Raw genomic sequence first — 21,081 nt, 5'->3', positions numbered from 1 at the left:
ACGTCGCGACAGACTGTCGCCACGGTGGCTCGCCTTTTGCTATTGTTCCCGAATGACAGATCATAGTCCGGAAGTCGCAACAGTCCCCGCGAAGGCGCAGCGCGTCCTGGTTCTCCAGGGCGGCGGCGCGCTTGGCTCCTATCAGGCCGGCGCCTATCAGGCGCTGTGCCATTTCGACTTCGAGCCCGAATGGGTTGCCGGCATCTCGATTGGCGCGGTCAATGCCGCCATCATTGCCGGCAATGATGGCCAGACCCGCGTCAAGCGGCTCAAGGAATTCTGGGAGATGGTCTCCGCGCCGGTGCCGTGGAAGCCGATCGGCAAGAGCGACCACAGCCGCGAGCTGTTCAATTCCACCAGCGCCGCACTGATCGCGACCTTCGGCGTGCCCGGCTTTTTCACTCCGCGAGTCCCGCCCGCGCCGCTTTGGCCGCCGGGCAGCAAGCAGGCCGAGAGCTATTACGACACCGCGCCGCTGAAGAAGACGCTGGAGCGCCTCGTCGACTTCGACCGCATCAACGATCTGAAGACGCGGCTTTCGGTCGGCGCCGTCGGCGTCACCTCCGGCAACTTCAAATATTTCGACAATTACGAGTTCAAGAAGCTCGGCAAGCTCATCGGCCCCGAGCACATCATGGCCTCAGGCGCGCTGCCGCCGGGCTTTCCGTCGGTCGTGATCGACGGCGAGCATTATTGGGACGGCGGCATCGCCTCCAACACGCCGCTCGACTTCGTGCTCGATGCTGAAATCGACCGCGACATGCTGATCTTCCAGGTCGATTTGTTCAGCGCCCGCGGCGACCTGCCGAATTCGCTGCTCGAGGCCACCGAGCGCGAGAAGGACATCCGCTTCTCCAGCCGCACGCGAATGAACACCGACAAGAACAAGCAGTTGCACAACGCCCGCAGGGCGGCGCGCGAGCTGATTGCCAAATTGCCCGATTATCTCAAGAACGACCCGTCCGTCGAGTTCCTCGCGAAGGTCTCTCGTGAGAGCACTGTCACGGTGGTGCACCTGATCTATCGCAGCAAGAACTACGAATCCTCGTCCAAGGACTACGACTTCTCGCATGTCGCGATGGTCGAGCACTGGGAAAGCGGCGTGCGCGACGTGCATCTGTCGATGCGCCACAAGGACTGGCTCGAGAAGCCGCAGTCCGGCGAGACCATGGTGACCTACGATCTCACGGGGGACGTCACCGCGCCCCCGCCAAAAAGGAGCGAATAACATGGGTACTCTCTCAGGCAAGAACGCCGTCGTAACAGGTTCGACCAGCGGCATCGGCCTTGCTTACGCGCGCGCGTTTGCCGCTGCCGGCGCCAATGTCGTCATCAACGGCTTCGGCTCGCCCGAGGACATCGAGAAGGAGCGCACCAAGATTGAATCCGATTTTGGCGTGAAAGCGGTCTACTCGCCCGCCGACATGACCAAGCCGGCCGAGATCGCCGGGATGATCGCGCTCGGTGAAAAGTCGTTCGGCTCGGTCGATATCCTCGTCAACAATGCCGGCATCCAGTTCGTCTCGCCGATCGAGGAATTCCCCCCGGAGAAGTGGGACCAGATCATCGCGATCAACCTGTCCTCGGCCTTCCATGCCATCCGCGCCGCCGTTCCCGGCATGAAGAAGAAGGGCTGGGGCCGCATCATCAATACGGCCTCGGCGCACTCGCTGGTCGCTTCGCCCTTCAAGTCGGCCTATGTGTCGGCCAAGCACGGCATCGCCGGCCTGACCAAGACCGTGGCGCTGGAGGTCGCAACCAGCAAGATCACCTGCAACTGCATCAGCCCCGGCTATGTCTGGACGCCGCTGGTGGAGAAGCAGATTCCGGACACGATGAAGGCCCGCAACCTCACGCGCGAGCAGGTCATCAACGACGTGCTGCTCGACGCGCAGCCGACCAAGGAGTTCGTGACCTCGGAGCAGGTGGCCGCCCTTGCGCTGTTCCTGTGCAGCGACGACGCTGCGCAGATCACCGGCACCAATTTGTCGATCGACGGCGGCTGGACCGCGGAGTAACGGCCGCGTTCTGTCGTCCCAGACGACACAGCGTGGGGTGGGCAAAGGCGCGAAAGCGCCGTGCCCACCATCTCTCTCGATCACGAAAAAGGTCGTGGGCACGCTTCGCTTTGCCCACCCTACGATACCGGGGACCGGGCTGTGGTCTCGTGCCTCAATGGCTCCAGGCCAATGCCGTTACGATCGCAGATTGCAGGTTGAGCTCCGCGAACATGATCTTGCTGGCGACCACGACAAGGACGCTGGCCAGCGCCACGCGCAGCACCGTTTCGGGCACGCGCGTTGCGCCGTAGCTGCCGATGATGATGCCGGGCAGCGAGCCCAGCAGCAGCACGCCCATCAGACCCCAGTCGACCGAGCCGAGCATCCAGTGTCCGATGCCCGCCACCAGCGTCAGCGGCACCGCATGCGCGATGTCGGAGCCGACGATGGTTGCCATCGGCAGGCGCGGGTAGAGCAACAGCAGCACGGTCACGCCGACGGCACCGGCGCCGACCGACGAGATCGAGACCAGCACGCCGAGCACGACTCCCGTGATCACGGTCGCGATCGTGATGGTGCGCTCGTCGAGCTGTTCCATGCGGCGGCGATAGCGCTCCATGATCGACTTGCGGAAGATCAGCGATGTTGCGGTGAGGATCAGCGCGAAGCACAGCACCAGATTGACCAGGTTGCGCTCGGCGTCGCTGCGAAGATCCAGCTTCCACAGCACCAGCAGCGTCAGCGCGCTCGCCGGAATGCTGCCGCAGGCCAGCCGCAGCACCGCACGCCAATGCACGCTACGTGACCAGCCATGCACCACGCTGCCGCCGGTCTTGGTGGCGGCGGCATAGAGCAGGTCGGTGCCGACGGCCGTGGTCGGGTGGATGCCGAACAGCAGGATCAGGAGCGGCGTCATCAATGAGCCGCCTCCCACGCCGGTCAACCCGACAAGCAGGCCGACGCCGAAACCCGAAGCAACGTAGAGCGGATCAATCATGTCAGGGAGAATCTAGGTTTATCTCGTCAGTTGGGCAATATGACGTAGGATAAACTTTCCCCGCGACGCAACCTGTTGGACAGAATAAGAAAAATTATGCTGCGGAGTGGCTGGGGAGAGAGGTTTCGCCTGTTTCGCGCGCTCAACTGGAAACAGTCGTCCCCGGAACAACGCGCAGCTGGGCGTGCGTCGTACCTATTTACCAAACGCGAGCACGTGCAGCCCCAGCCGCTGTCTCACGATCCAGAACAGCAGCACGGTCTCGAAGGTCAGCGAGATCGAGGTCGCGGCCGCGGCGCCGTGGCCGCCGAAGCGCGGCACCAGCGCGATGCAGAGCACGACGTTCATGACGAACGCCAGCGCATAGGCGAGCGCGCAGATCTTCTGCTGGCCCAGCATGTTGAGCAGCCGCTCCACGGGACCGATCGCGGCGCGCACCACGAGGCCGACGGCCGCGACGAACATGATGTCGTAGCCGACAACGAATTGTGGTCCGAACAGCCAGAGCAGCGGCTTGCCGAGCGCGAGCAGCACGATGGTTGCCGCCAGCGATGGCCAGAATGTCCAGACGATCGCATGCGCGACATAGGCTGACAGGCGCGCCTTGTCGCCGCTGGCGTTGTATTCGGCGAAGCGATGCGCCGTCGTCGCCGACATCGCGTAGTGAATGAACGACACCAGCGCCAGCGTCTTCACCACGGCAAAGTAGACGCCGACCTCGTCGGAGGGGCGGAACTGCTGCAGCACCAGCACGTCGGTGTAGGAGAGCAGCAAATAAAAACTCTCGACCAAGAGAATCGGCAGCGAGACGGCGAGCCAGCCGCTGATGTCGTAGGCCTTGGGGCCCGGCGCGATGTGCTCGGCGAGCCTGCGGTTCAGCACCACCATCTGCCCGGTCATCGCGATCCAGACTGCGCCTGCGCTCGCCACCATCGCGGCGATGGCGCCGAGATGATAGCCGAGCAGGAAGGCGCACGCCGTGATGCCGATGATCAGCGCCTGGCGGATGATGAATTGCGGCATCAGGCCAAGCTGCATCCAGTCATGCGAGCGCGCGATGCCGTCCTGGGTGTTGGCGACGACGAAGGCCGGCAGCGTCATGCAGCCGATATAGAGCGGCAGCTCCTCGGCCGGATCGATCCATGGCGAGAAAAGCTTGACGATGCCCGCAAGCGCGAGCGACACCAGCGCAGAGACGGCGAAGGTCAGCCAGCGGCTGCCGGACAGAAAGCCGCGCAGCAGCGCGTGATCGCCGCTGGCGCGATATTCCGGAATGATCTTTTGCGCGGAAGCGGAGATGCCGAAATCCATCATGCTGCCGAGCAGCAGCACCCAGGTCCAGACATAGACATAGATGCCGTAGTCGGACGTCCCCATCCAGCGCGCCAGCAGCACCTGCGAAAAATAGGCGAGGCCCGCGCTGATGACGCGAATGATGAAGATGGTGCCGGCCAACCGCCGCGTCAGCGATGCTTCGCTCGAGCCGCCCGTCAGTTTTCCGCGCAACCGTGCGATCAGGCCGGCCGGTCCGGTCGTTGCGGGTTCTGCATCCATCACGGCCAAGTCGAACAATCCCCAGGCGTCCGCATGTCGCGGCAGCCTCCGGACTTAGCAACCATTCGTTAAGATTCGGTTGGGTGGGAACGCGGTCGCGCCGCCCTCGGTGTCGTCCCGGACCTGCGCGCCGCTGCACGGCGCTTGTCTGGGACGACCGCTGAATGTGGAGTGCCGGCAGCGCAATTGACGCGCCTTCGGCAGTTCGGCCTCACTGCAAGTTCGTATTGAACTCGTACGATTTGTCCGGCCCGACCAGCGTCAATTTCAGCGCCGCGCCATCAGGCTTGACGCCCGGCGGCAATCCGTCGAGCTCGAAGGAAAATCGCTTCACCCCGGGCGGGCTGTGTTCGACCGCATCGGGAATGGGCAGCGACCACTCCGGCGTCGGCCCTTCCACGAACAGATTGACCTTGCTGCCTTCGGGCGCGACGACATCGACCACCACGTTCTTTGGCCCGTCGCGCTTGACGTCGCGGATGGTCAGCGGATTTGGGTCGCCGATATTGGCGGGCTTCGGCACGGCGTCGAGTGCTGCGCGCAAATTGCCGTCTTCAGTCGATGCGACGTTGTTGAAGCCGAGCTCGACATTGGCCTCGACGGGAATGCAAAGCTTTTCGCAGACCGCGTAGTTGATCTCGGCGCGCAGCGTCACGGGCTTGTCGGCCGCCTTGGCGACGATACGCAAGGGCAGCACGATCTGGTCGTGATAGCCGATCGAATGACCGCCCGCGTCGTCGTCGAATTTCAGTGGCGCCGGCCACATCACGGTCACCGCTTCGACATTGTCTGACTTGGAGAAGTCGAACCGCGGCGGAACGCCGGAATCGCCCGGCATGCGCCAGTAGGTCTTCCAGCCGGGCTCAAGCTGGACAGCGATACCGCCGAGCAGCACCGTGCCGCTGCGCGATCCCGCGAGCAGGCGCACCGCGGAATGTCCGTCGCGCTGCCACGGCGACGCATCGTCGGCATGGGCAGCGATCGCCAGTGACGACGCAAGCAAGGTTGTTGCGACGCCAATCGCCGCATGCAGGGGAACTCTGGTCAGCATGGCACGTCTTTACAGGGTCGCCCCTGGTCAAACCATTGAATTGCTTGTGATGGATGCACCCGAATCATATCTCTGCAAGCCTTGATTTGACAGCAGGGCGGCCCGACATCAGGATAGGAATTCAAACCGGAGTGCTTCACCGATGGCTCCCACAGGCAAGAGGACGGGCGAAAGCACCCGCGGCACAGGCCCCAGGCTCCCCAATTCCGCCGCTTACCTCGACGGCCGGCTCCTGATCGCGATGCCGGTGATGGGCGACTCCCGCTTCGAGCGCTCGGTGATCTATCTCTGCGCTCATTCCGCCGAAGGCGCGATGGGCATCATCGTCAATCATCCCGCGGGCAGCATCGACTTTCCGGAGCTCTTGGAGCAGCTCGGAATCGTCAAGAAGGGCGAGCACATCAAGCTGCCCGAAAATGCCGAAAGCATGAAGGTGCTGCGCGGCGGGCCGGTCGACACCGGCCGCGGCTTCGTGCTGCATTCCAGCGATTTCTATATCGAGAACGCGACGCTGCGGATCGATGACGGCGTCTGCCTCACCGCGACGGTCGACATTCTCCGCGCGATCGCCAACGGCTCCGGCCCCAAGCACGCCATCCTCGCGCTCGGTTACGCCGGCTGGGGGCCTGGCCAGCTCGAGACCGAGATCCAGAGCAACGGCTGGCTGCATTGCGACGCGGACGCGGACCTGATCTTCGGCGACGACGTCGACGAGAAATACGGCCGCGCCCTGCGCAAGATCGGTATCGATCCCGGCATGCTGTCGAACGAGGCCGGGCACGCGTAGCTGGGTGGGGCGACTTTGCAGTCGCGTGTCACCTTCCGCTGTCATGCCCCGGCTTGAGCCGAGCGATGACACCCGCTGCTGGATTGACGCTACTCCGCCGCCTGCTGCTGAACCGTCGGCTCGGTCCCCGCCACCGTCGCACGGCGCATGTCGCGCGGCTGCGACTGGTCGTAGCGGCGGACGCGATGCATGGTCTGGCGGTTGTCCCACATCACGAGGTCATGCAGCTTCCATTTGTGGACGTAGACGAACTCGGCTTGCGTCGCGTGCTCGTTGAGATCGCGCAGCAACAGCCGACCTTCCGGCACGCTCATGCCGACGACCTTGCCGGCATGCGATGACAGATACAGCGATTTGCGGCGATGCACGGGATGGGTCCGCACCAGCCGCTGCAGCACCGGCTTGAACATCGCCTTTTCCTCGTCGGTATACTCGGTGAAGCCGAGCGATCCCCGCGAATACATCAACGAGTGCTCGCAGACGAGGTCCTCGATCTCCGCCTTGGTCTCGTCGTCGAGCGCGTCATAGGCCGCGCGCATATCGGCGAATTCGGTGTTGCCGCCCTTCGGGTTCACCACGCGGGCTGACAGCAGCGAGAATTTTGCCGGGATTGGGCGGAACGAACTGTCGGAATGCCACAGGCAGTTGCCGAGATTGAACAGATGCGAGCGGCTGTCTTTTGCCAGCGGCTTGCCGTCCTTGCCGAGGTTGGAGACGTCGTTGAGGCCGGACTGCAGCCGATAGTCCTTTTCCTTGGTCACCGTGCCGCCGCGGGCATCCTCGCGCTGACCGAAATTCAGCGCGAACGCCATCTGCTGCTCGTCGCTGATATCCTGGTCGTGGAAGACGAGCACCGCATATTTGTCCATGGCGGACTCGATCTCGCGGGCCTCATCCGGCGTGAGCGGCTTTCGCAGGTCGAGGCCCGAAACCTCGCCGACAAAATGCTTCTGAAGCTGCCGGATGGCGATCGACATGGCGTTCTCTCCCACGAATTGCGAGCGGTTGGGCCCGCTCTGTCGGTGAAAAAGCTACTCTCGTAACAGTGGTTGTCAACGCTCGCCGCGCATGGCTCTCACGCATTCCGCGCTATCAGCCCGCCGTCGACCGGGATCACGGCACCGGTAAGAAAAGACGCTGCCGGCAGGCACAGGCTCAGCGTCATATGCGCGACCTCTTCTGGGTCGCCGTAGCGGCCGAGCGCGGTGCGGCGCTTGGCGTAGATGGTCTTGTGCTCCTCGGAGATGCGGTCCGTGATGGCGGTGCGGATCGGGCCCGGGCAGATGCAATTGACCGTGATGCCCTCGCGGCCGAGCTCGACTGCGAGCGAGCGCGTCAGGCTCGCAACGCCACCCTTCGCCGCCGAATAGGGGCTGTGCAATGCGGTGGCGCCGAGCGCTTCGGTCGAGGCGATGTTGACGATGCGTGGCGATTTCGATTTGCGCAAATGCGGCAGCGCGGCGCGGATGATGCGTGGATGCGCCGTCAGCATCACCGCGATGCCCTTGGCCCAGGCATCTTCATAAGCCTCATCGTCGATCGCGACGCGCACGGAGATGCCGGCATTGTTGATGACGATGTCGAGACCGCCGAAATGCGCGGCGACATCGCCAACCACGCGCTTGATTTCGCCGCCGTCGGCGACGTCGAGCTTCCACGATTTCGCCGAGCCGCCGCTCGCCGCGATCTCCTTGGCAACTGCGCTCGCGCCTTGCTCGTCATAGTCGGTGACGGCGACGTTGGCGCCTTCGCCAGCGAACACGCGTGCAGTGGCTCGGCCCATGCCGCTGGCGGCGCCGGTGACGAGAACGGTCAGACCCTTCACGGAGCGGCTGAGCTTGAACTCGGGCATGTGTTTCCTCGTGGTCTCTTGTTTCTTGTTGTGAGATGGACAAGGCTGGCATCGATCCGCAGACAGGTCAAACAAGCAAGACAAAGGGGGAGGCCGCGATGGCGAACGAGCTCGATTTCTCTGGCAAGCAGGTGCTGGTGGTCGGTGGTTCCAGCGGTATCGGCAATGGTATTGCACAGGCGTTTCGCGCCAGAGGCGCTAGCGTTGCGGTATGCGGCACGCGCGCGCGTGCAGCGGAATATTCGGTCGAGGAGGGCTCCGATCTCGCCGGTCTTGCCTACGCGCAGCTCGACGTCAGCAAGACGAGCGCGATCGAGGAGTTCAAGCCGCCCTTCGACAAGCTTGATATTCTCGTGCTCGCGCAGGGCGCGGTGATCTATCGCCGCGGCGAGTTCGAGATGGCGGGCTTTCGCAAGGTCGTCGAGGTCAATCTCATGAGCCTGATGGCGTGCGCGACGCGATTTCATTCCATGTTGCGGGATTCGAAGGGGGCGTTGATCATGGTGTCCTCGACCGCGGCCTATCATTCCACCATGGGCAATCCCGCCTACAACGCCTCGAAGACCGGCGCGGTCGGCTTGACGCGGACCTTGGGCGAGGCGTGGGCCGAGGACGGCATCCGCGTCAACGGCATCGCGCCCGGCCTCGTCGACACCAAGATGACGAAGGTGACGACCGACAATCCCAAGCGGCTCGAGGGCGCCTTGGCGCGCATTCCGCTGCGGCGATTGGGCACGCCGGCTGACATGGCCGGTGCGGCCCTGTTCCTGGCCTCTACGCTGTCGTCCTACATCATCGGTCAGACACTGGTGGTCGATGGCGGACTCATTCTCTGACCTGATTGGAACTGCGCTGCGCCTGATCGGTTACTCCGGCTGACCCCGGAGGAGGAGCATCATGGACAAGGACAGGATCGTCGGATCGGCCAAGGAATTCGCTGGACGCGCTGAAGGCGCCGTCGGCGATCTCGCAGGCGATGCGCAGACGCAGGCATCGGGCAAGGCGCGCGAAGCCGCCGGCACAGTGCAGAATCTCTACGGCCAGGCCAAGGACGCCGTCCGTGACGCCGCGGACACCGCCACCAGCTACGCCAAGGATGCTTACGACAAGCCGGCCGAAACCTTGCGTGACGGCTCGCAGGCGATTGCCCAGAAGGTGCAGGACAATCCGCTCGGCTCGCTTCTGATCGCGGGCGGCATCGGCTTCGCCCTCGCGCTTCTGATGTCGCGCCCCGCCCGTCGCCCGCCGCCGCGCTGGCGTTATTACGGCTGAGCGACAAACACGCGCTCTCGTGCCCCGGACGCGCTGCAGCGCTAAAGCGCTGCTGCGCAGAGCCGGGGCAATTCTTTGTCGATGTTGAAGAAGCTGGGTCCGGCTCCGCGGCGCACCACCAAGGCGCTGCGCCGCGTCCGGGACATAAGACTAAACTACCGAACCACTTCGGCTGCACGCCCGACATTGCCGGGCGGACGCGGAATCGCGGGGTTCGGATTCGGGTTGCGCGGCCCGGGCGCCAGTTGACGCGGAGCAGGTTGCGGCGAGCCGAAGCCGAAGAAATCACGCAGTGACGGCGTTGCCTGTGCCGGCTGCGGCGGCGGCGTCGGCTTCTTCGGTGCGACCGGCTTGGGAGGCGCGATCGCAGCGGCAGCACCGGGCGTGCCGGGCGCCGCAGCGCCGCCGTCGGGCGTCGTCGCCGCAACAGGCGTATCGCCCTTGGCTTGCTCGCGGCCGACCTCGCGGCGCGGCCAGGAATAATCATCCGCACGGCCCGCGGGCGCGGCCAGCGGTTCGCCCTTCACCAGCGTCCTGGCCGCGAGCGCATCGACGGAGGCGGGGCGCGTGCCGGGTCCACCCAGCAATTGATCGGTCGAGATCGAGGCCGCAACCAGCGGCACGATCGGGCCGGCGAGCGGCCGCGGCGGCGGCTTGCCGGGCTCGGCGTTGGTGTCGGGCGTTGCCGGTTCGCTCGGCAGGGCGATCGGACCGGAACGGCCGGCCAGGAGACGCGTGATCTCGCGTTCGACATAGTGCGCGAGCTTGCGCGCGCCGGGCTTGGTGAAATAGACGCCGTCGCCGCTGCGCAGCTGTCGGATCTGGCCTTCGAAATCAGGGCCCTTCTGCAGGAAGCGGCCGGCCTCGTCGACAAAGCCGTCCCAGACGTCGACATAGGTGATGCCGGCCTTGGCTGCGCCTTCGCGATAGAGCGAATCCAGGAACAGCATGTCCGCGGTGCCCTTGGGTCCGCGGATCGCGGGCAGGCCGACCCAGAGCACCGGCACGCCCTTGGCCTTCAGGACGCCCGCAAGTTCCTCGATCTTCTTGCCGTAGAGCTCAACCCAGCGGTCGTCGCGGAATTCGTAGACGCCATTTGGATTACGCGGGGCCTTTTCGGGCGCGGCTGCGGGCGTGTCCGCGTTGTCGGCGTCGTCCTGCGGCAGGTCGGTGTCGACGGGCTTGTCGTCCGGCTTTGCCGCGGTGTCGGACTTGGTCTCGCCGGACTTCGCGTCACCCGGTTTGGCGTCACCTTTTCCTTGCGGCTTGGCGCGCGCGCCCTTGTCGTTCTTCTTGTCCTTGTCCTTCTCCGCAGGCTTGTCGGTGACAGGCTCGCGGATCGACATGCGATCGTTGAGGCCGAGCATGACGACGATGACGTCAGGCTTCTCGGTCTCCAGAATGCCCTTCGCGGCCGCGGCCCAGTCCGAGGGCTCGCCCTTCGGCTGATACTTGATCAGGCCAGACGTGGTCCTGTGCTTGCGGATCACGCCCATGTCGGGCTGCTCGGTGTAGGCGTCTTCAAGGCCATAGGCGAGCCAGTCGGCCATGGCATCGCCGATCACCAGCACGTTCTTGTCCGGAATGGTGTCACGCTTGGCGGGTGCCGGCGCGCGCGAAAAATCCTGGCGTGGGGCCTGCTGCTGCTGCTGTTGGAAGGGCGCGAAGAAATCACCGCCGAACCAGCCGCCACCACGCTGCGGCGGCGGCGCCGATCGCTGCGGCGGGCCACCGAAGCCCGGGAAGTTGAAGAACTGCGCCGAGGCCGGTCCCGCGATCGAGACTAGGATCGCAAGCGCCGTCCCCAGCGCGATCAGCGGGCCGGTCTCGGTCAGCGCCTTGAAAAAGGATTTTGGCTTCGACATGCGATCTCGGGCGCGCGCAATGGGGTCTGGAGATAGGTCGTTATAATAACGGAATCGGGCGCCAAACGGGCAAATTCTCTTGCAGATTCTTAGGGAATACACCGCCGATCCGGCCAAAATCGCCGCTCAGGGTTACTTTCGGGCCGCTTTTACCGCCCGCGCAGCCGGTCCAGCACGTCGGAGGTGGCAAACCCGTCGGCAGGGAGCCCGATCGAGACCTGGAAGTTGCGCAACGCCTCCCGGGTCTGGCCGCCGAACTGGCCGTCCGGGGTACCCTTATAGAAGCCACGCTGGGCCAAGAGCTGCTGCAGTTCCAGCCGCTCGGTCCGCGACAGCTCCCGTTCCTGCCGCGGCCATGGCTGCACGAAGGGCTGCCCGCCGCGCAGGCGGTCGGCGAAATGGCCGATCGCCATCGCATAGGCCTCGGCGGGATTGTATTTCATGATGACGCGGAAGTTCTGCAGCATCAGGAAGCCGGGCCCCTGCGCGCCGGCGGGCGCCAGCAAATAGGCTTTATCCGCCGGATGTGGGAAAGGCTGATTGGTCGCCCGCTTGAGCCCGAGCTTCTCCCATTGCGCGAGCGTCATCATCTTGGCCCGGTCGGCCAGCATGTAGTTGAAGCCCTGCGGCACCACGACCTCAAAGCCCCAGGTCTGGCCGCTCTGCCAGCCGTCCTTCTTCAGATTGTTCGCTGTCGAGGCGATTAGATCGGTCGGATTGTCGACCACGTCGCGCCTTCCGTCGCCGTCGCCATCGACGGCAAAGCGCTTGAACGCGGTCGGCATGAACTGGGTCGGGCCGAATGCGCCGGCCCAGGAGCCGCGCATCTGCTCAGGGCGCAGATCGCCGCGGTTGAGGATCTCCAGTGCCGAGAGGAACTCGTCCTTGAAATAGGCCTGGCGGCGGCCGACGCAGGCGAGCGTCGCGGTCGATTGCAGCACGCTGCGGTCGCCCATCTGCGTCGAATAGTTGGATTCGATGCCCCAGATCGCCGCGATGATATAGCGGTCGACGCCATAGGCCTTTTCGGTCGCGTCGAACTGCGCCTTGTATTGGGCGAGGATTTCCTTGCCCTTGGCGAGGCGGTTGTCGTTCACGAGGATGTCGAGATAGTCCCAGATCGACTTGGAGAACTCCGGCTGAGAGTCCATCAGGTCCATGATGCGCAAGTCGGGCGACAGCCCAGCGGTGAAGCGCTGAAAATTCTCCTGCGTGATGCCGCGCCGTGCGGCATCAGGCCACATGCCCGCAACGCAATTGTCGAAATTGCCGGCCGCCTCGCGGATCGCAGCCGCCGTCATCAGCGGATGGCCGGAGGCGCCGTCCTCGCCGCTCCAAGGTTGAGCTCCCGTCTGGGCCCCGCCCGGGGCCGGCTGCGACGGCGCCGGATTCGAGCCGGAGAAAATACCGCCGAACAGGTTGGACAGGCCGCTTTGCCCCTGTTGTCCTTGTTGCCCTTGGGCCCGCGCGGACACAGGGAACAGAAGCGCGGCCGCAATCATTGTTGCGCTCGCCAGAGATCCGCCGCGTTTTGCCAAGCCTGCCACCGATTGCCTCATATCCCATCCGTCCGGCCGAAAATCCGCCATCAGGAGGCCTCGTTACGGTTGCCAATATCTTAACAAAGGTGAATTTTTGCTGGTCACCTTTTTCGCAAATTCTCTGAAACGGAGCCCTACATCCGCCTTTGTTACCGGCTGCAAAACCGCTAGCAAGAAGCATTGCTTCTTTCACCTGCGCCCCAAGGTATTCGATCAATCCCATGAAAATCCGCAAAGCCGTATTTCCCGTCGCCGGCCTCGGCACCCGCGTCCTGCCCGCCACCAAGGCGATGCCGAAGGAAATGCTCACCATCGTCGACAAGCCCCTGATCCAGTACGTCTATGACGAGGCGCGGGAAGCCGGCATCGAGCACTTCATCTTCGTCACCGGCCGTAACAAGAACGTCATCGAAGACCATTTCGACAGGATGTTCGAGCTCGACACGACGCTCAGTCAGCGCGGCAAGAAGGCCGAGCAGGAGATCCTGGCGCAGAACCAGCCGGAAGCCGGCGCCGTCAGCTTCACCCGCCAGCAGGCGCCGCTCGGCCTCGGCCACGCGGTCTGGTGCGCGCGCGACATCGTCGGCAACGAGCCGTTCGCGGTGGTGCTGCCCGACGAGCTCGTGCTCAATTCGCCCGGATGCCTGAAGCAGATGGTCGAGACGGCGGCAACGCTCGGCGAGAAATCCAACCTGATCGCGGTCGAGGCGGTGCCCGACCATCTCACCCATCAATACGGCATCTGCGGCGTCGGAAAGCGCACCGGCAAGATGTTCGAGGTCGATGGCATGGTCGAGAAGCCGGCCAAGGGCACGGCGCCCTCAAACCTTTCGATCACAGGCCGCTACATTCTGCAGCCCGAGATCTTCAAGATTCTGGAGACCCAGGAGCGCGGCGCCGGCGGCGAGATCCAGCTCACCGACGCGATGATCGGCCTCGCCAAATCGCAGAAATTCTACGGCGTCGAGTTCGAGGGCGAGCGTCATGATTGCGGCTCCAAGCCCGGCTTCCTGCGCGCCAACATCGCCTATGCGCTGAAGCGGCCCGAGCTGCGCGAGGGGCTGATCGCGGAGATGAAGAAGTATCTGGAGCAGTAGCCGCTCACGCCACCAGCGACAGCTGCGCCAAGCTTGCCACCACCGACTGGTTGCGGCCGCCGGCTTTTGCGGCATAGAGCGCCTTGTCAGCGGCGGCGACCAGCACGGCCCAGTCCGTGCCAGCAGTGGGCGCGAGGCTGGCGACGCCGCAGGAGACGGTCGATCCCGCGCCGCGATCGGACCAGCCCAGCACCTTGGCACGAATGGTCTCGGCGATCCTGAACGCGTCGGTGGCCGACGTGTTCGGCAGCAGCACGGCGAACTCCTCGCCGCCATAGCGCGCGGCGCAGTCGCCGGCGCGGCGCACCGAATCCGAGATGCAGATGGCGATGCCGACCAGCACCTGGTCGCCGGCCTGGTGACCGAACGTGTCGTTGTAGGCCTTGAAGTGATCGGCATCGATCATCAGCAGCGCGACCTGCGTCTTCTGGCGCATGGCGCGCCGCCATTCCATGTCGATGACCTGGTCGAACTTGCGGCGGTTGCGCAGGCCCGTGAGCGCGTCGGTCGTCGCCATCTCCTCGAGCCTGCTTTCGGCATCCGCGCGCCGGCCGATCTCGCGGGCGAGCACGATGGCCGAGCCCAGCACGAACAGGGACAGCATCAGCACCACGGCGCCGATGCGCAGCGCTTCTCTCTGCCACAATGAGAACACCGCGCTCAGCGGCTTGCCTGCCACGACAAACAACGGGCCGGAGCCGCTGCTGCGCACGTAAAGGCGCGGCGTCACATCCACCGGCCCCTTACCGGCGTAGGACCCGCCGGCCCTGAGATTGTCAGGTTTCCAGTTCTGCTGCGTTCCCAGATTCTTGCCGATGATGTCGAGATCAAACGGCCGCCGCATCATGATGGTGCGGTCGCGCTTGAGCACGGTGATGGTGTCCTCGGGGTCGAGGCTCAGCCGCTCGAACAGTTCGTGGAAATAGGTGTAGCGGATCGAGCCGGCCACGACCCCCATGAAGCCGCCGTCGGTATCGCTGATGCGCCGGCTCAGCACGATCGAAAAGGCGCCGCGGAACAGCATCGGACGGCTAATGAACAGTCCGACGTCCGGATTGTCGCGATGAATTCGGAAATACTCTTCGTCGGTGCGGTTCTCGGCTTGCGGATCCAGTGTCGAGGCGTCGATGGTCAGCCTGCCGTCGGCATCGAACACCTGGATGGCACCGAAATGCCGAGCCGTGGTCGCATGATCGAACAGGATGAGCTGACGGACCGATCTCGAGACCGTGGCGAGTTCGGGCAGCAGCATGTTGTTGACGACCGCCTTTAGGGAGAGGTCGTAGATATCGATGTTGCGGCTGATGTCGGCGTCGATCGAGGTGGCCAGGTTTTCCAGCGTCTGGCGGGCCAGCGCCTCCTCGCCGCGGCGCATGTCCAGCATGACGTTGACGCAAATGGCGGAAAAGCCGATCACCGTCACGACGGACGTGATGATCAACAGCTTTGCCGAGATACGCCAGGGCCGGCGGGCCTTGGCTTTGCGCCATCCAGACAGCATCCTTTGCTCCCGATACTAGTGGATGCGCCTGAAAGCTTGCTCAGTGTTTAAGCCGCGACGGCACCGCCGCGATGAGTTAAGGAATGGTTTATCCGGCTAGCGATTTTTGGCAGGCCCGATCGGCTGGATCCGGGCTTCGGACGAGAGGACAGACGTGAACGAATACGATGCGCTACGTGACTACTTGATGCGGCACAAGCAGGCGGAGTTCGTGCTGACCTTCGAGCAGATCGAGGAGATCATCGGCGCTGCTCTGCCGCGCGCGGCCAACCGTGCGTCATGGTGGGACAGCCTGCGCAGCCCCGATATCCAGATGCCGCAGCGCGAAGCCTGCCTCGCCGCGGGCTTCGTGGCGACGCGGATGCCTGACGGTGCGAGCGTGCGGTTCACGAAGCGGAAGAACGACCGGCGGAGGTAGCGAGATTTCCTGGTCCGGTATGTTCCCTTCCGTAAACGGGAGAGGTGAACGTCCCCGCCGCTGCGCGATTCAACCTGACAATCCCGCTCTAGAGGCTTCGTCTCACGCTTTCGAGAAATTGTTGTTTTTCGCCCGGCGCGTAACCTTGGGAAGCTCCGTAATACGGTTCATTTGATTGATTGAACGGTGCGGACCGGGAGTGGATCGGTGATCTAGGTGGCACATACGCTCTGGTCTCGGCGTGTGCGGCCGATCTTGATCCGACCGGGCGACGATCATGCCGCTTGTTCTCTTTCATCGGCGCCGTCGCACCACCGTAGTACGGGTTGAGGACGCACATCTGACCGTTGGCCGATGCCCTGCATTCGTCCATCGTATGGTAGCTGCATCGATAGTAAGGGGTAGCTCCGAAGGCGACGACGTACAGACAAACGGGATAAGCCGGATCATATCTCTGAGCCCGGGCATGCCCTGATGCTAAGAGCATGCCTATGGCCAAAATCGTCAAAGCCAATGTGCGCATTGGAACTTCCTCCAAGTGGCGCAACATGCGGTGCACGCGGACCGTAGACGGCATTGATCCAGGTCAACGTTCTCGGAATGGGTTCACGCGTGGATATAGAGAGGCCGCGGCGCTCTTAAGTATCGTAGGGTGTGCAAAGCGAAGCGTGCCCACGTCTTCAGGATGGTGGGCACGGCGCAAGTGCGCCTTTGCCCACCCTACGGCACCTCGCGCGTCGAACGATCAGCTCGCTGCTTCCAGCCGCACTTCCGTCAGCAGGCGCATCGCGGCATCCGCGTCCATCGGCTCGCCGAAGGCGAAGCCCTGCGCGTATTCGCAGCCCAATTGATACAGTTCGACCGCGTCGGAATCGGTCTCGGCGCCTTCCGCCACCACGTCCATGCCGAGATCATGCGCGAGCGCGATGATCGACTTCAGGATCACCGGCCGCGTTCCGCGGTTGGTGGTGCGGACGAAGGACTGGTCGATCTTGATGGTGTCGAACGGGAAGCGCTGGAGATAGGCCAGCGAGGAATGGCCGGTGCCGAAATCGTCGAGCGACAGCCCCGTGCCGAGCTCGCGGATCCGCGTCAGCATTTGCGCGGCGTGCTCCGGATTCTCCATCACCAGCGATTCCGTCAATTCCAGCTTCAGCGTGCCGCGCGCGACTGAAGATCGCGACAGCACGGTTCTGATATCGTGAATCAAATCGTGGCGCAGCAGCTGCCGCGAGGAGACGTTGACGGACGCGAAGATCGGCTCGCGCGAGCGCATCGCGCGTTGCCAGATCGAAAGCTGCTTGGCGGTCTGGTCGAGCACGAACATGCCGAGATCGACGATCAGGCCGGTCTCTTCCGCGATCGTGATGAATTCCGACGGCGCCATGCGCCCGAGTTTTGGATGATCCCAGCGCACCAGTGCCTCGAAGCCGGCGACTGAGCGATCCTCGAGCCGGACGATCGGCTGGTAAAGGATGGTGAGCTCCTGCCGCTCGATGGCGCGGCGCAGCTCGCTCTCCAGCGTCAGGCGGTCGGTCTTCCGCGCGCGCATTGCCGGCTTGTAGACATCGATGCGGTCGCCGCCGATGCGCTTGGAATGATACATCGCAAGCTCGGCGTCCTTGATGATCTCGTCCGTGAGCTGGGTTTGCGGATCGGACAGCGCCATGCCGATCGAGGCGGTCAGGAAGATCTCGCGGTCGTTGAAGGCGATCGGCGCGCGGATGGTCTTGCGGATGGTCTCGGCGAAATTGGTGATCCGCGCCGGGTCCTGCTCCGAGAGCAGGATCAGGCCGAACTGGTCGCCGGCGAGGCGCGCCAGCGTGTCCTGCGGCTTCAGGATGCGGGTGAGGCGGCGGGCCAGCGTCAGCAGGATGGAATCGCCGACCGCGATGCCGACGGAATCGTTGACCTGCTTGAAGCGGTCGAGATCGATCACCATCAGCGTCGGCCGCAGCGTCGGCATGGTCTTGGCGAAATGCGCGACGGCGCCCAACCGGTCCATGAACAGCTTGCGGTTGGGCAGGCCCGTGAGATTGTCATGCACGGAATCGTGCAGCAGGCGCTCTTCCGCGTTGCGAAGCTCGGTGACGTCGGTGAGCGTACCGACCACGCGCGAGACCTCGCCGTCGGAGCCGACCACCGGGCGCGCCTTCAGCGCGAACCACATGAAATGACCGTCGGGGGTACGCAGGCGGAAATCCTGCACCAGGCGGCCGCGGCGCTGGTCGAGCACGCTATCGAGCGCGGCACGGAAACGGTCCTGGTCGAGCGGATGCAGCACTTCTAGCCACGAGGCCGCGGGTCCTTCGAGCGTGCCGCGCTTCAGTCCGAGCAGGGCTTCCGTCTCGGGGCTGGTGAAAACCTTGTCGGCGGACACGTCCCAGTCCCAGATCAGATCGCCGGAACCCGCCAGCGCCAGCGCGCGGCGTTCGATGTCGGAGACGACGCCTGTGGTGGCGCCGCCGCCGGCGAAGGCGTGCTGCATGACGGTGAAGCCGATCAGCATCACGATCAGCACGAGGCCGCCGAGCAGGGCAGGGCCGACGATGTCGTTGGTAACGGAGCCCGCAACCGTCATGCCGGCCGCGACCACCCAGACCACCAGGAGGAACCAGGTCGGGATCAGCAGCACCGCGCGGTCGAAACCATGGGTAGAGAGATAGACGATCAGCGCGAAGCCGGCGAACGCGATCAGCACCAGCGAGATGCGTGCGATGCCGGAGGCGACGGCCGGGTCGAATAGCGCGAGCGCGACCAACGAGCCGAGGAACGCGAGCCAACCCACCGTGATGTGCGAGTAGCGCACATGCCATCGACTGAGATTGAGATAGGCGAACAGGAACACCAGCAGCGTCGCCGCCAATATCGCTTCACCCGCCGCGCGCCAGATGCGCTCGGCGTTGTTCGACATGTCGAGCACCTTGCCCCAGAAGCCGAAATCGACGCCGATATAGACCAGCACCGCCCAGGCCAGCGCTGCGGCCGCCGGGAACATGATGCTGCCCTTCACCACGAACAAAATCGTGAGAACGAGCGCCAAAAGGCCGGAGATGCCGATTACGATGCCCTGGTACAGCGTGAACGAGTTGACCTTGTCCTTGTAGGCTTCCGGTTCCCACAGATAGAGCTGCGGCAGCTTGTCGGTGCGCAGTTCCGCGACGAAGGTGACGACGGCGCCGGGATCGAGCGTGATGCGGAACACGTCGGCCGTCGCGCTTTCCTGGCGTTCCGGCCGGTCGCCGATCGACGGCGTAATGGTCGCGATGCGCGACAGCCCGAGGTCGGGCCAGAGCAGTCCCGAGGAGACGATGCGGTAATGCGGAGCGACAATCAGACGGTCGAGCTGATCGTCGGTGTTGTTGGCGAGCGCGAACACCACCCAGTTCTGGCCGCCCTCGCGGGCGCGCACCTCGATGCGGCGGACGATGCCGTCGGTGCCGGGCGCGGTGGAGACCTGGATGCGATCTGCGTCGCTGCGCTGATGCTCGAGCACGCCGGTGAGGTCGATCGCGGGCGCGTCGCTGCGGACGCTGACAGCGTCGAGCGCGCGCGCGGGATACGCGGCGACAAGAATCATGAGGCCCAGCGCGATGGGCGCGAGGCACCTGATCAGACGCAAGGTCAGTTCTCCGCGTTCGACGCAAACTCTGAGTGCAGGAACGGCACGCAAGGCTGGCACGTAAAGACGATTTCAGACCGGACGGAAGTGGTTCGGCGTTTCGCGATAGATGCCACGAAAGCCAAGAAAATCAAAGGGTTTCCGCCCGGTTTGATGGGCCAGCGGCCTAGACCTCCAACACAATTTTGCCAATATGTGCGGAGGTCTCCATGCGCCGGTGTGCGTCGGCGGCCTTTTCCAGCGGGAAAGCACTGTCCATCAGGGGTTTGACCCGGCCTTCGCGCAGAAGCGGCATCACTTTCGCCTCTATCGCGGCGACCATCGCCGCTTTGTCCGCATTACTACGGGGACGCAAGGTCGAGCCGGTATGGGTCAACCGCTTCACCATCACCTTGGCGATGTTGACGCTGACCTTGGGGCCGTTGAGGGTCGCGATCTGCACGATGCGGCCGTCGACGGCAGCGGCGTCATAGTTGCGATCGACATAGTCGCCGGCGACCATGTCGAGGATCAGGTTGACGCCGACCTTGTCGGTTTCTTCCTTGACCACAGTGACGAAATCTTCGGTTTTGTAATTGATCGCACGATCCGCCCCCAGCTTGAGGCAGGCGTCGATCTTGTCCTGCGAGCCGACGGTGACGAACACCTTTGCACCGAACGCCTTCGCGAGCTGGATCGCCATGGTGCCGATGCCTGAGGAGCCGCCGTGGATCAGCAGCGTCTCGCCGGCTTTCAGGCCGCCGCGCTCGAACACATTGTGCCAGACCGTCATCAGGGTTTCCGGCAGCGCACCGGCTTCCCTAATCGACAGGGCCGGGGGCACGCTCATGGCCTGGGCGTCCTGTGCGATGCAATACTGCGCATAACCGCCGCCGGCGACCAGCGACATGATCTTGTCGCCGATCTTGTGCCGCTTGGCGTTGCTGCCGACCGCGACCACTTCACCTGCGATCTCGAGGCCGGGCAGGTCGCTGGCGCCGGGTGGTGGCGGATAGGCGCCGGAGCGCTGCGCCACGTCGGGCCGGTTGACGCCGGCGGCCTGCACCTTGACCAGGATCTCGTCAGGACCGGGCTGCGGCACAGCCCGCCGTTCCGGCAGCAGCACCTCCGGTCCACCGGGCTTGGAGATGGCGACCACGGTCATTTGCGCGGGCAGCTTGTCCATGATGTGTCCTTGAGCAAAGGTGCGAGGGAAACGAGGCCTTTGATTAGCCAGCGCAGTCCGGACTGGCAACCGCCCAAGCCGTGTATCAAGCGGTGTGGTCCGGTCGGCGGACGCAGGAGGAACGACGATGCCGATGGAAGACGACGACCGCCCGCGCAAGAAGGTCACCCACGAGATCGGACAGGATCTCTCACTGTTGTCGGTCGAGGAACTGACCGAGCGCGTCTCCTTGCTCAAGACCGAGATCGCAAGACTGGAAGAAGCCGCCACCAAGAAGCGCTCCTCGCGCGATGCGGCGAACAGCTTTTTCAAGACGTAGTCGTCGTCAAACCAATGTCTGTCGTCCTGGCGAAGGCCGG

The 21,081-nt window shown here is 64.1% G+C and carries 19 protein-coding genes; 8 read left to right on the top strand and 11 right to left on the bottom strand.

The features are described from left to right. Positions 1 to 52: 52 nt before the first annotated feature. Positions 53 to 1,228, top strand: a complete 1,176-nt coding sequence (locus tag L6637_RS17765) for a DUF3734 domain-containing protein (RefSeq protein WP_237863068.1) — start codon at positions 53 to 55, stop codon at positions 1,226 to 1,228. 1 nt (position 1,229) lies between these two features. Continuing rightward, positions 1,230 to 2,018, top strand: coding sequence for a 3-hydroxybutyrate dehydrogenase (locus L6637_RS17760; protein ID WP_237863067.1), 789 nt, complete (start codon positions 1,230 to 1,232; stop codon positions 2,016 to 2,018). A 154-nt stretch (positions 2,019 to 2,172) separates the two neighbouring features. Here L6637_RS17760 and L6637_RS17755 read toward each other — a convergent pair whose 3' ends face one another. From L6637_RS17755 to L6637_RS17745, 3 genes are all read right to left on the bottom strand, one after another. Continuing rightward, the gene (locus tag L6637_RS17755) at positions 2,173 to 2,997 is read right to left on the bottom strand and encodes a sulfite exporter TauE/SafE family protein (RefSeq protein WP_237863066.1); all 825 of its coding nucleotides are present in this window, start codon (positions 2,995 to 2,997) and stop codon (positions 2,173 to 2,175) included. Positions 2,998 to 3,192: 195 nt separating this feature from the next. Then, a complete protein-coding gene (locus tag L6637_RS17750; RefSeq protein WP_237863349.1) occupies positions 3,193 to 4,560 on the bottom strand; it encodes a flippase in 1,368 nt (455 codons plus the stop codon). A 202-nt stretch (positions 4,561 to 4,762) separates the two neighbouring features. Next, positions 4,763 to 5,602 carry a protein-disulfide reductase DsbD domain-containing protein gene (locus tag L6637_RS17745; RefSeq protein WP_237871639.1) on the bottom strand — a complete coding sequence of 280 codons (840 nt, stop codon included), beginning with the start codon at positions 5,600 to 5,602 and terminating at the stop codon, positions 4,763 to 4,765. A gap of 142 nt (positions 5,603 to 5,744) precedes the next feature. Between L6637_RS17745 and L6637_RS17740 the strand changes: the two genes are divergently transcribed. Then, positions 5,745 to 6,389: a YqgE/AlgH family protein gene (locus L6637_RS17740; RefSeq protein WP_237863064.1), complete on the top strand. Its 645-nt coding sequence runs from the start codon at positions 5,745 to 5,747 to the stop codon at positions 6,387 to 6,389. Positions 6,390 to 6,478: 89 nt separating this feature from the next. On the opposite strand, the gene L6637_RS17735 is transcribed toward L6637_RS17740, so the two are convergent. After that, positions 6,479 to 7,366 (bottom strand): TauD/TfdA dioxygenase family protein, encoded by an 888-nt coding sequence (locus L6637_RS17735; RefSeq protein ID WP_237863063.1) that lies wholly within the window; start codon positions 7,364 to 7,366, stop codon positions 6,479 to 6,481. Between the two features lie 98 nt (positions 7,367 to 7,464). Continuing rightward, positions 7,465 to 8,241, bottom strand: a complete 777-nt coding sequence (locus L6637_RS17730; RefSeq protein WP_237871637.1) for an SDR family NAD(P)-dependent oxidoreductase — start codon at positions 8,239 to 8,241, stop codon at positions 7,465 to 7,467. A gap of 98 nt (positions 8,242 to 8,339) precedes the next feature. On the opposite strand from L6637_RS17730, the gene L6637_RS17725 reads away from it, so the two are divergent. Both L6637_RS17725 and L6637_RS17720 read left to right on the top strand, forming a co-directional pair. Further along, on the top strand, positions 8,340 to 9,077 hold the full coding sequence (locus L6637_RS17725) for an SDR family NAD(P)-dependent oxidoreductase (RefSeq protein ID WP_237871635.1): 738 nt from the start codon (positions 8,340 to 8,342) through the stop codon (positions 9,075 to 9,077). Between the two features lie 61 nt (positions 9,078 to 9,138). Continuing rightward, the gene (locus tag L6637_RS17720) at positions 9,139 to 9,513 is read left to right on the top strand and encodes a CsbD family protein (protein WP_237863060.1); all 375 of its coding nucleotides are present in this window, start codon (positions 9,139 to 9,141) and stop codon (positions 9,511 to 9,513) included. 155 nt (positions 9,514 to 9,668) lie between these two features. Here L6637_RS17720 and L6637_RS17715 read toward each other — a convergent pair whose 3' ends face one another. Then, positions 9,669 to 11,378 (bottom strand): SGNH/GDSL hydrolase family protein, encoded by a 1,710-nt coding sequence (locus L6637_RS17715; RefSeq protein WP_237863059.1) that lies wholly within the window; start codon positions 11,376 to 11,378, stop codon positions 9,669 to 9,671. A 149-nt stretch (positions 11,379 to 11,527) separates the two neighbouring features. Continuing rightward, positions 11,528 to 12,937, bottom strand: a complete 1,410-nt coding sequence (locus L6637_RS17710) for a lytic murein transglycosylase (RefSeq protein WP_237863058.1) — start codon at positions 12,935 to 12,937, stop codon at positions 11,528 to 11,530. A 203-nt stretch (positions 12,938 to 13,140) separates the two neighbouring features. On the opposite strand from L6637_RS17710, the gene galU reads away from it, so the two are divergent. Further along, complete coding sequence (gene galU, locus L6637_RS17705) at positions 13,141 to 14,016, top strand: UTP--glucose-1-phosphate uridylyltransferase GalU (protein WP_237863055.1); 876 nt, start codon at positions 13,141 to 13,143, stop codon at positions 14,014 to 14,016. A gap of 4 nt (positions 14,017 to 14,020) precedes the next feature. Here the strand turns inward: galU and L6637_RS17700 are convergent, their stop codons facing one another. Further along, entirely contained in the window at positions 14,021 to 15,517 is a 1,497-nt protein-coding gene (locus L6637_RS17700) for a sensor domain-containing diguanylate cyclase (RefSeq protein WP_237871633.1), read from the bottom strand. A gap of 154 nt (positions 15,518 to 15,671) precedes the next feature. Here L6637_RS17700 and L6637_RS17695 point away from each other — a divergent pair, with 154 nt between their 5' ends. Then, entirely contained in the window at positions 15,672 to 15,935 is a 264-nt protein-coding gene (locus tag L6637_RS17695; RefSeq protein ID WP_237871631.1) for a DUF7662 domain-containing protein, read from the top strand. An 88-nt stretch (positions 15,936 to 16,023) separates the two neighbouring features. On the opposite strand, the gene L6637_RS17690 is transcribed toward L6637_RS17695, so the two are convergent. The 3 genes from L6637_RS17690 to L6637_RS17680 form a co-directional block, all read right to left on the bottom strand. Continuing rightward, complete coding sequence (locus L6637_RS17690) at positions 16,024 to 16,458, bottom strand: DUF3551 domain-containing protein (RefSeq protein ID WP_271607884.1); 435 nt, start codon at positions 16,456 to 16,458, stop codon at positions 16,024 to 16,026. Positions 16,459 to 16,680: 222 nt separating this feature from the next. Beyond that, a complete protein-coding gene (locus tag L6637_RS17685; protein ID WP_237863052.1) occupies positions 16,681 to 19,557 on the bottom strand; it encodes an EAL domain-containing protein in 2,877 nt (958 codons plus the stop codon). A 166-nt stretch (positions 19,558 to 19,723) separates the two neighbouring features. Then, positions 19,724 to 20,722, bottom strand: a complete 999-nt coding sequence (locus L6637_RS17680; RefSeq protein ID WP_237863051.1) for an NAD(P)H-quinone oxidoreductase — start codon at positions 20,720 to 20,722, stop codon at positions 19,724 to 19,726. 127 nt (positions 20,723 to 20,849) lie between these two features. On the opposite strand from L6637_RS17680, the gene L6637_RS17675 reads away from it, so the two are divergent. Further along, a complete protein-coding gene (locus L6637_RS17675) occupies positions 20,850 to 21,041 on the top strand; it encodes a DUF1192 domain-containing protein (protein WP_237871629.1) in 192 nt (63 codons plus the stop codon). Positions 21,042 to 21,081 lie beyond the last annotated feature (40 nt).

This window comes from Bradyrhizobium zhengyangense (genome assembly GCF_022012435.1).
Taxonomy (GTDB): domain Bacteria; phylum Pseudomonadota; class Alphaproteobacteria; order Rhizobiales; family Xanthobacteraceae; genus Bradyrhizobium; species Bradyrhizobium zhengyangense.
Note: the sequence above shows the minus strand (reverse complement) of the source record. Positions and strands in the feature narration are given on the sequence as shown.

What these genes read in the sequence shown, in the direction of transcription:
- L6637_RS17745 (WP_237871639.1), bottom strand. Translation starts at nt 5,602, where the DNA reads ATGCTGACCAGAGTTCCCCTGCATGCGGCGATTGGCGTCGCAACAACC.
- L6637_RS17765 (WP_237863068.1), top strand. Translation starts at nt 53, where the DNA reads ATGACAGATCATAGTCCGGAAGTCGCAACAGTCCCCGCGAAGGCGCAG.
- L6637_RS17735 (WP_237863063.1), bottom strand. Translation starts at nt 7,366, where the DNA reads ATGTCGATCGCCATCCGGCAGCTTCAGAAGCATTTTGTCGGCGAGGTT.
- galU (WP_237863055.1), top strand. Translation starts at nt 13,141, where the DNA reads ATGAAAATCCGCAAAGCCGTATTTCCCGTCGCCGGCCTCGGCACCCGC.
- L6637_RS17690 (WP_271607884.1), bottom strand. Translation starts at nt 16,458, where the DNA reads ATGCGCACATTGGCTTTGACGATTTTGGCCATAGGCATGCTCTTAGCA.
- L6637_RS17760 (WP_237863067.1), top strand. Translation starts at nt 1,230, where the DNA reads ATGGGTACTCTCTCAGGCAAGAACGCCGTCGTAACAGGTTCGACCAGC.
- L6637_RS17710 (WP_237863058.1), bottom strand. Translation starts at nt 12,937, where the DNA reads ATGAGGCAATCGGTGGCAGGCTTGGCAAAACGCGGCGGATCTCTGGCG.
- L6637_RS17715 (WP_237863059.1), bottom strand. Translation starts at nt 11,378, where the DNA reads ATGTCGAAGCCAAAATCCTTTTTCAAGGCGCTGACCGAGACCGGCCCG.
- L6637_RS17730 (WP_237871637.1), bottom strand. Translation starts at nt 8,241, where the DNA reads ATGCCCGAGTTCAAGCTCAGCCGCTCCGTGAAGGGTCTGACCGTTCTC.
- L6637_RS17700 (WP_237871633.1), bottom strand. Translation starts at nt 15,517, where the DNA reads ATGCTGTCTGGATGGCGCAAAGCCAAGGCCCGCCGGCCCTGGCGTATC.
- L6637_RS17755 (WP_237863066.1), bottom strand. Translation starts at nt 2,997, where the DNA reads ATGATTGATCCGCTCTACGTTGCTTCGGGTTTCGGCGTCGGCCTGCTT.
- L6637_RS17740 (WP_237863064.1), top strand. Translation starts at nt 5,745, where the DNA reads ATGGCTCCCACAGGCAAGAGGACGGGCGAAAGCACCCGCGGCACAGGC.
- L6637_RS17675 (WP_237871629.1), top strand. Translation starts at nt 20,850, where the DNA reads ATGCCGATGGAAGACGACGACCGCCCGCGCAAGAAGGTCACCCACGAG.
- L6637_RS17720 (WP_237863060.1), top strand. Translation starts at nt 9,139, where the DNA reads ATGGACAAGGACAGGATCGTCGGATCGGCCAAGGAATTCGCTGGACGC.
- L6637_RS17680 (WP_237863051.1), bottom strand. Translation starts at nt 20,722, where the DNA reads ATGGACAAGCTGCCCGCGCAAATGACCGTGGTCGCCATCTCCAAGCCC.
- L6637_RS17725 (WP_237871635.1), top strand. Translation starts at nt 8,340, where the DNA reads ATGGCGAACGAGCTCGATTTCTCTGGCAAGCAGGTGCTGGTGGTCGGT.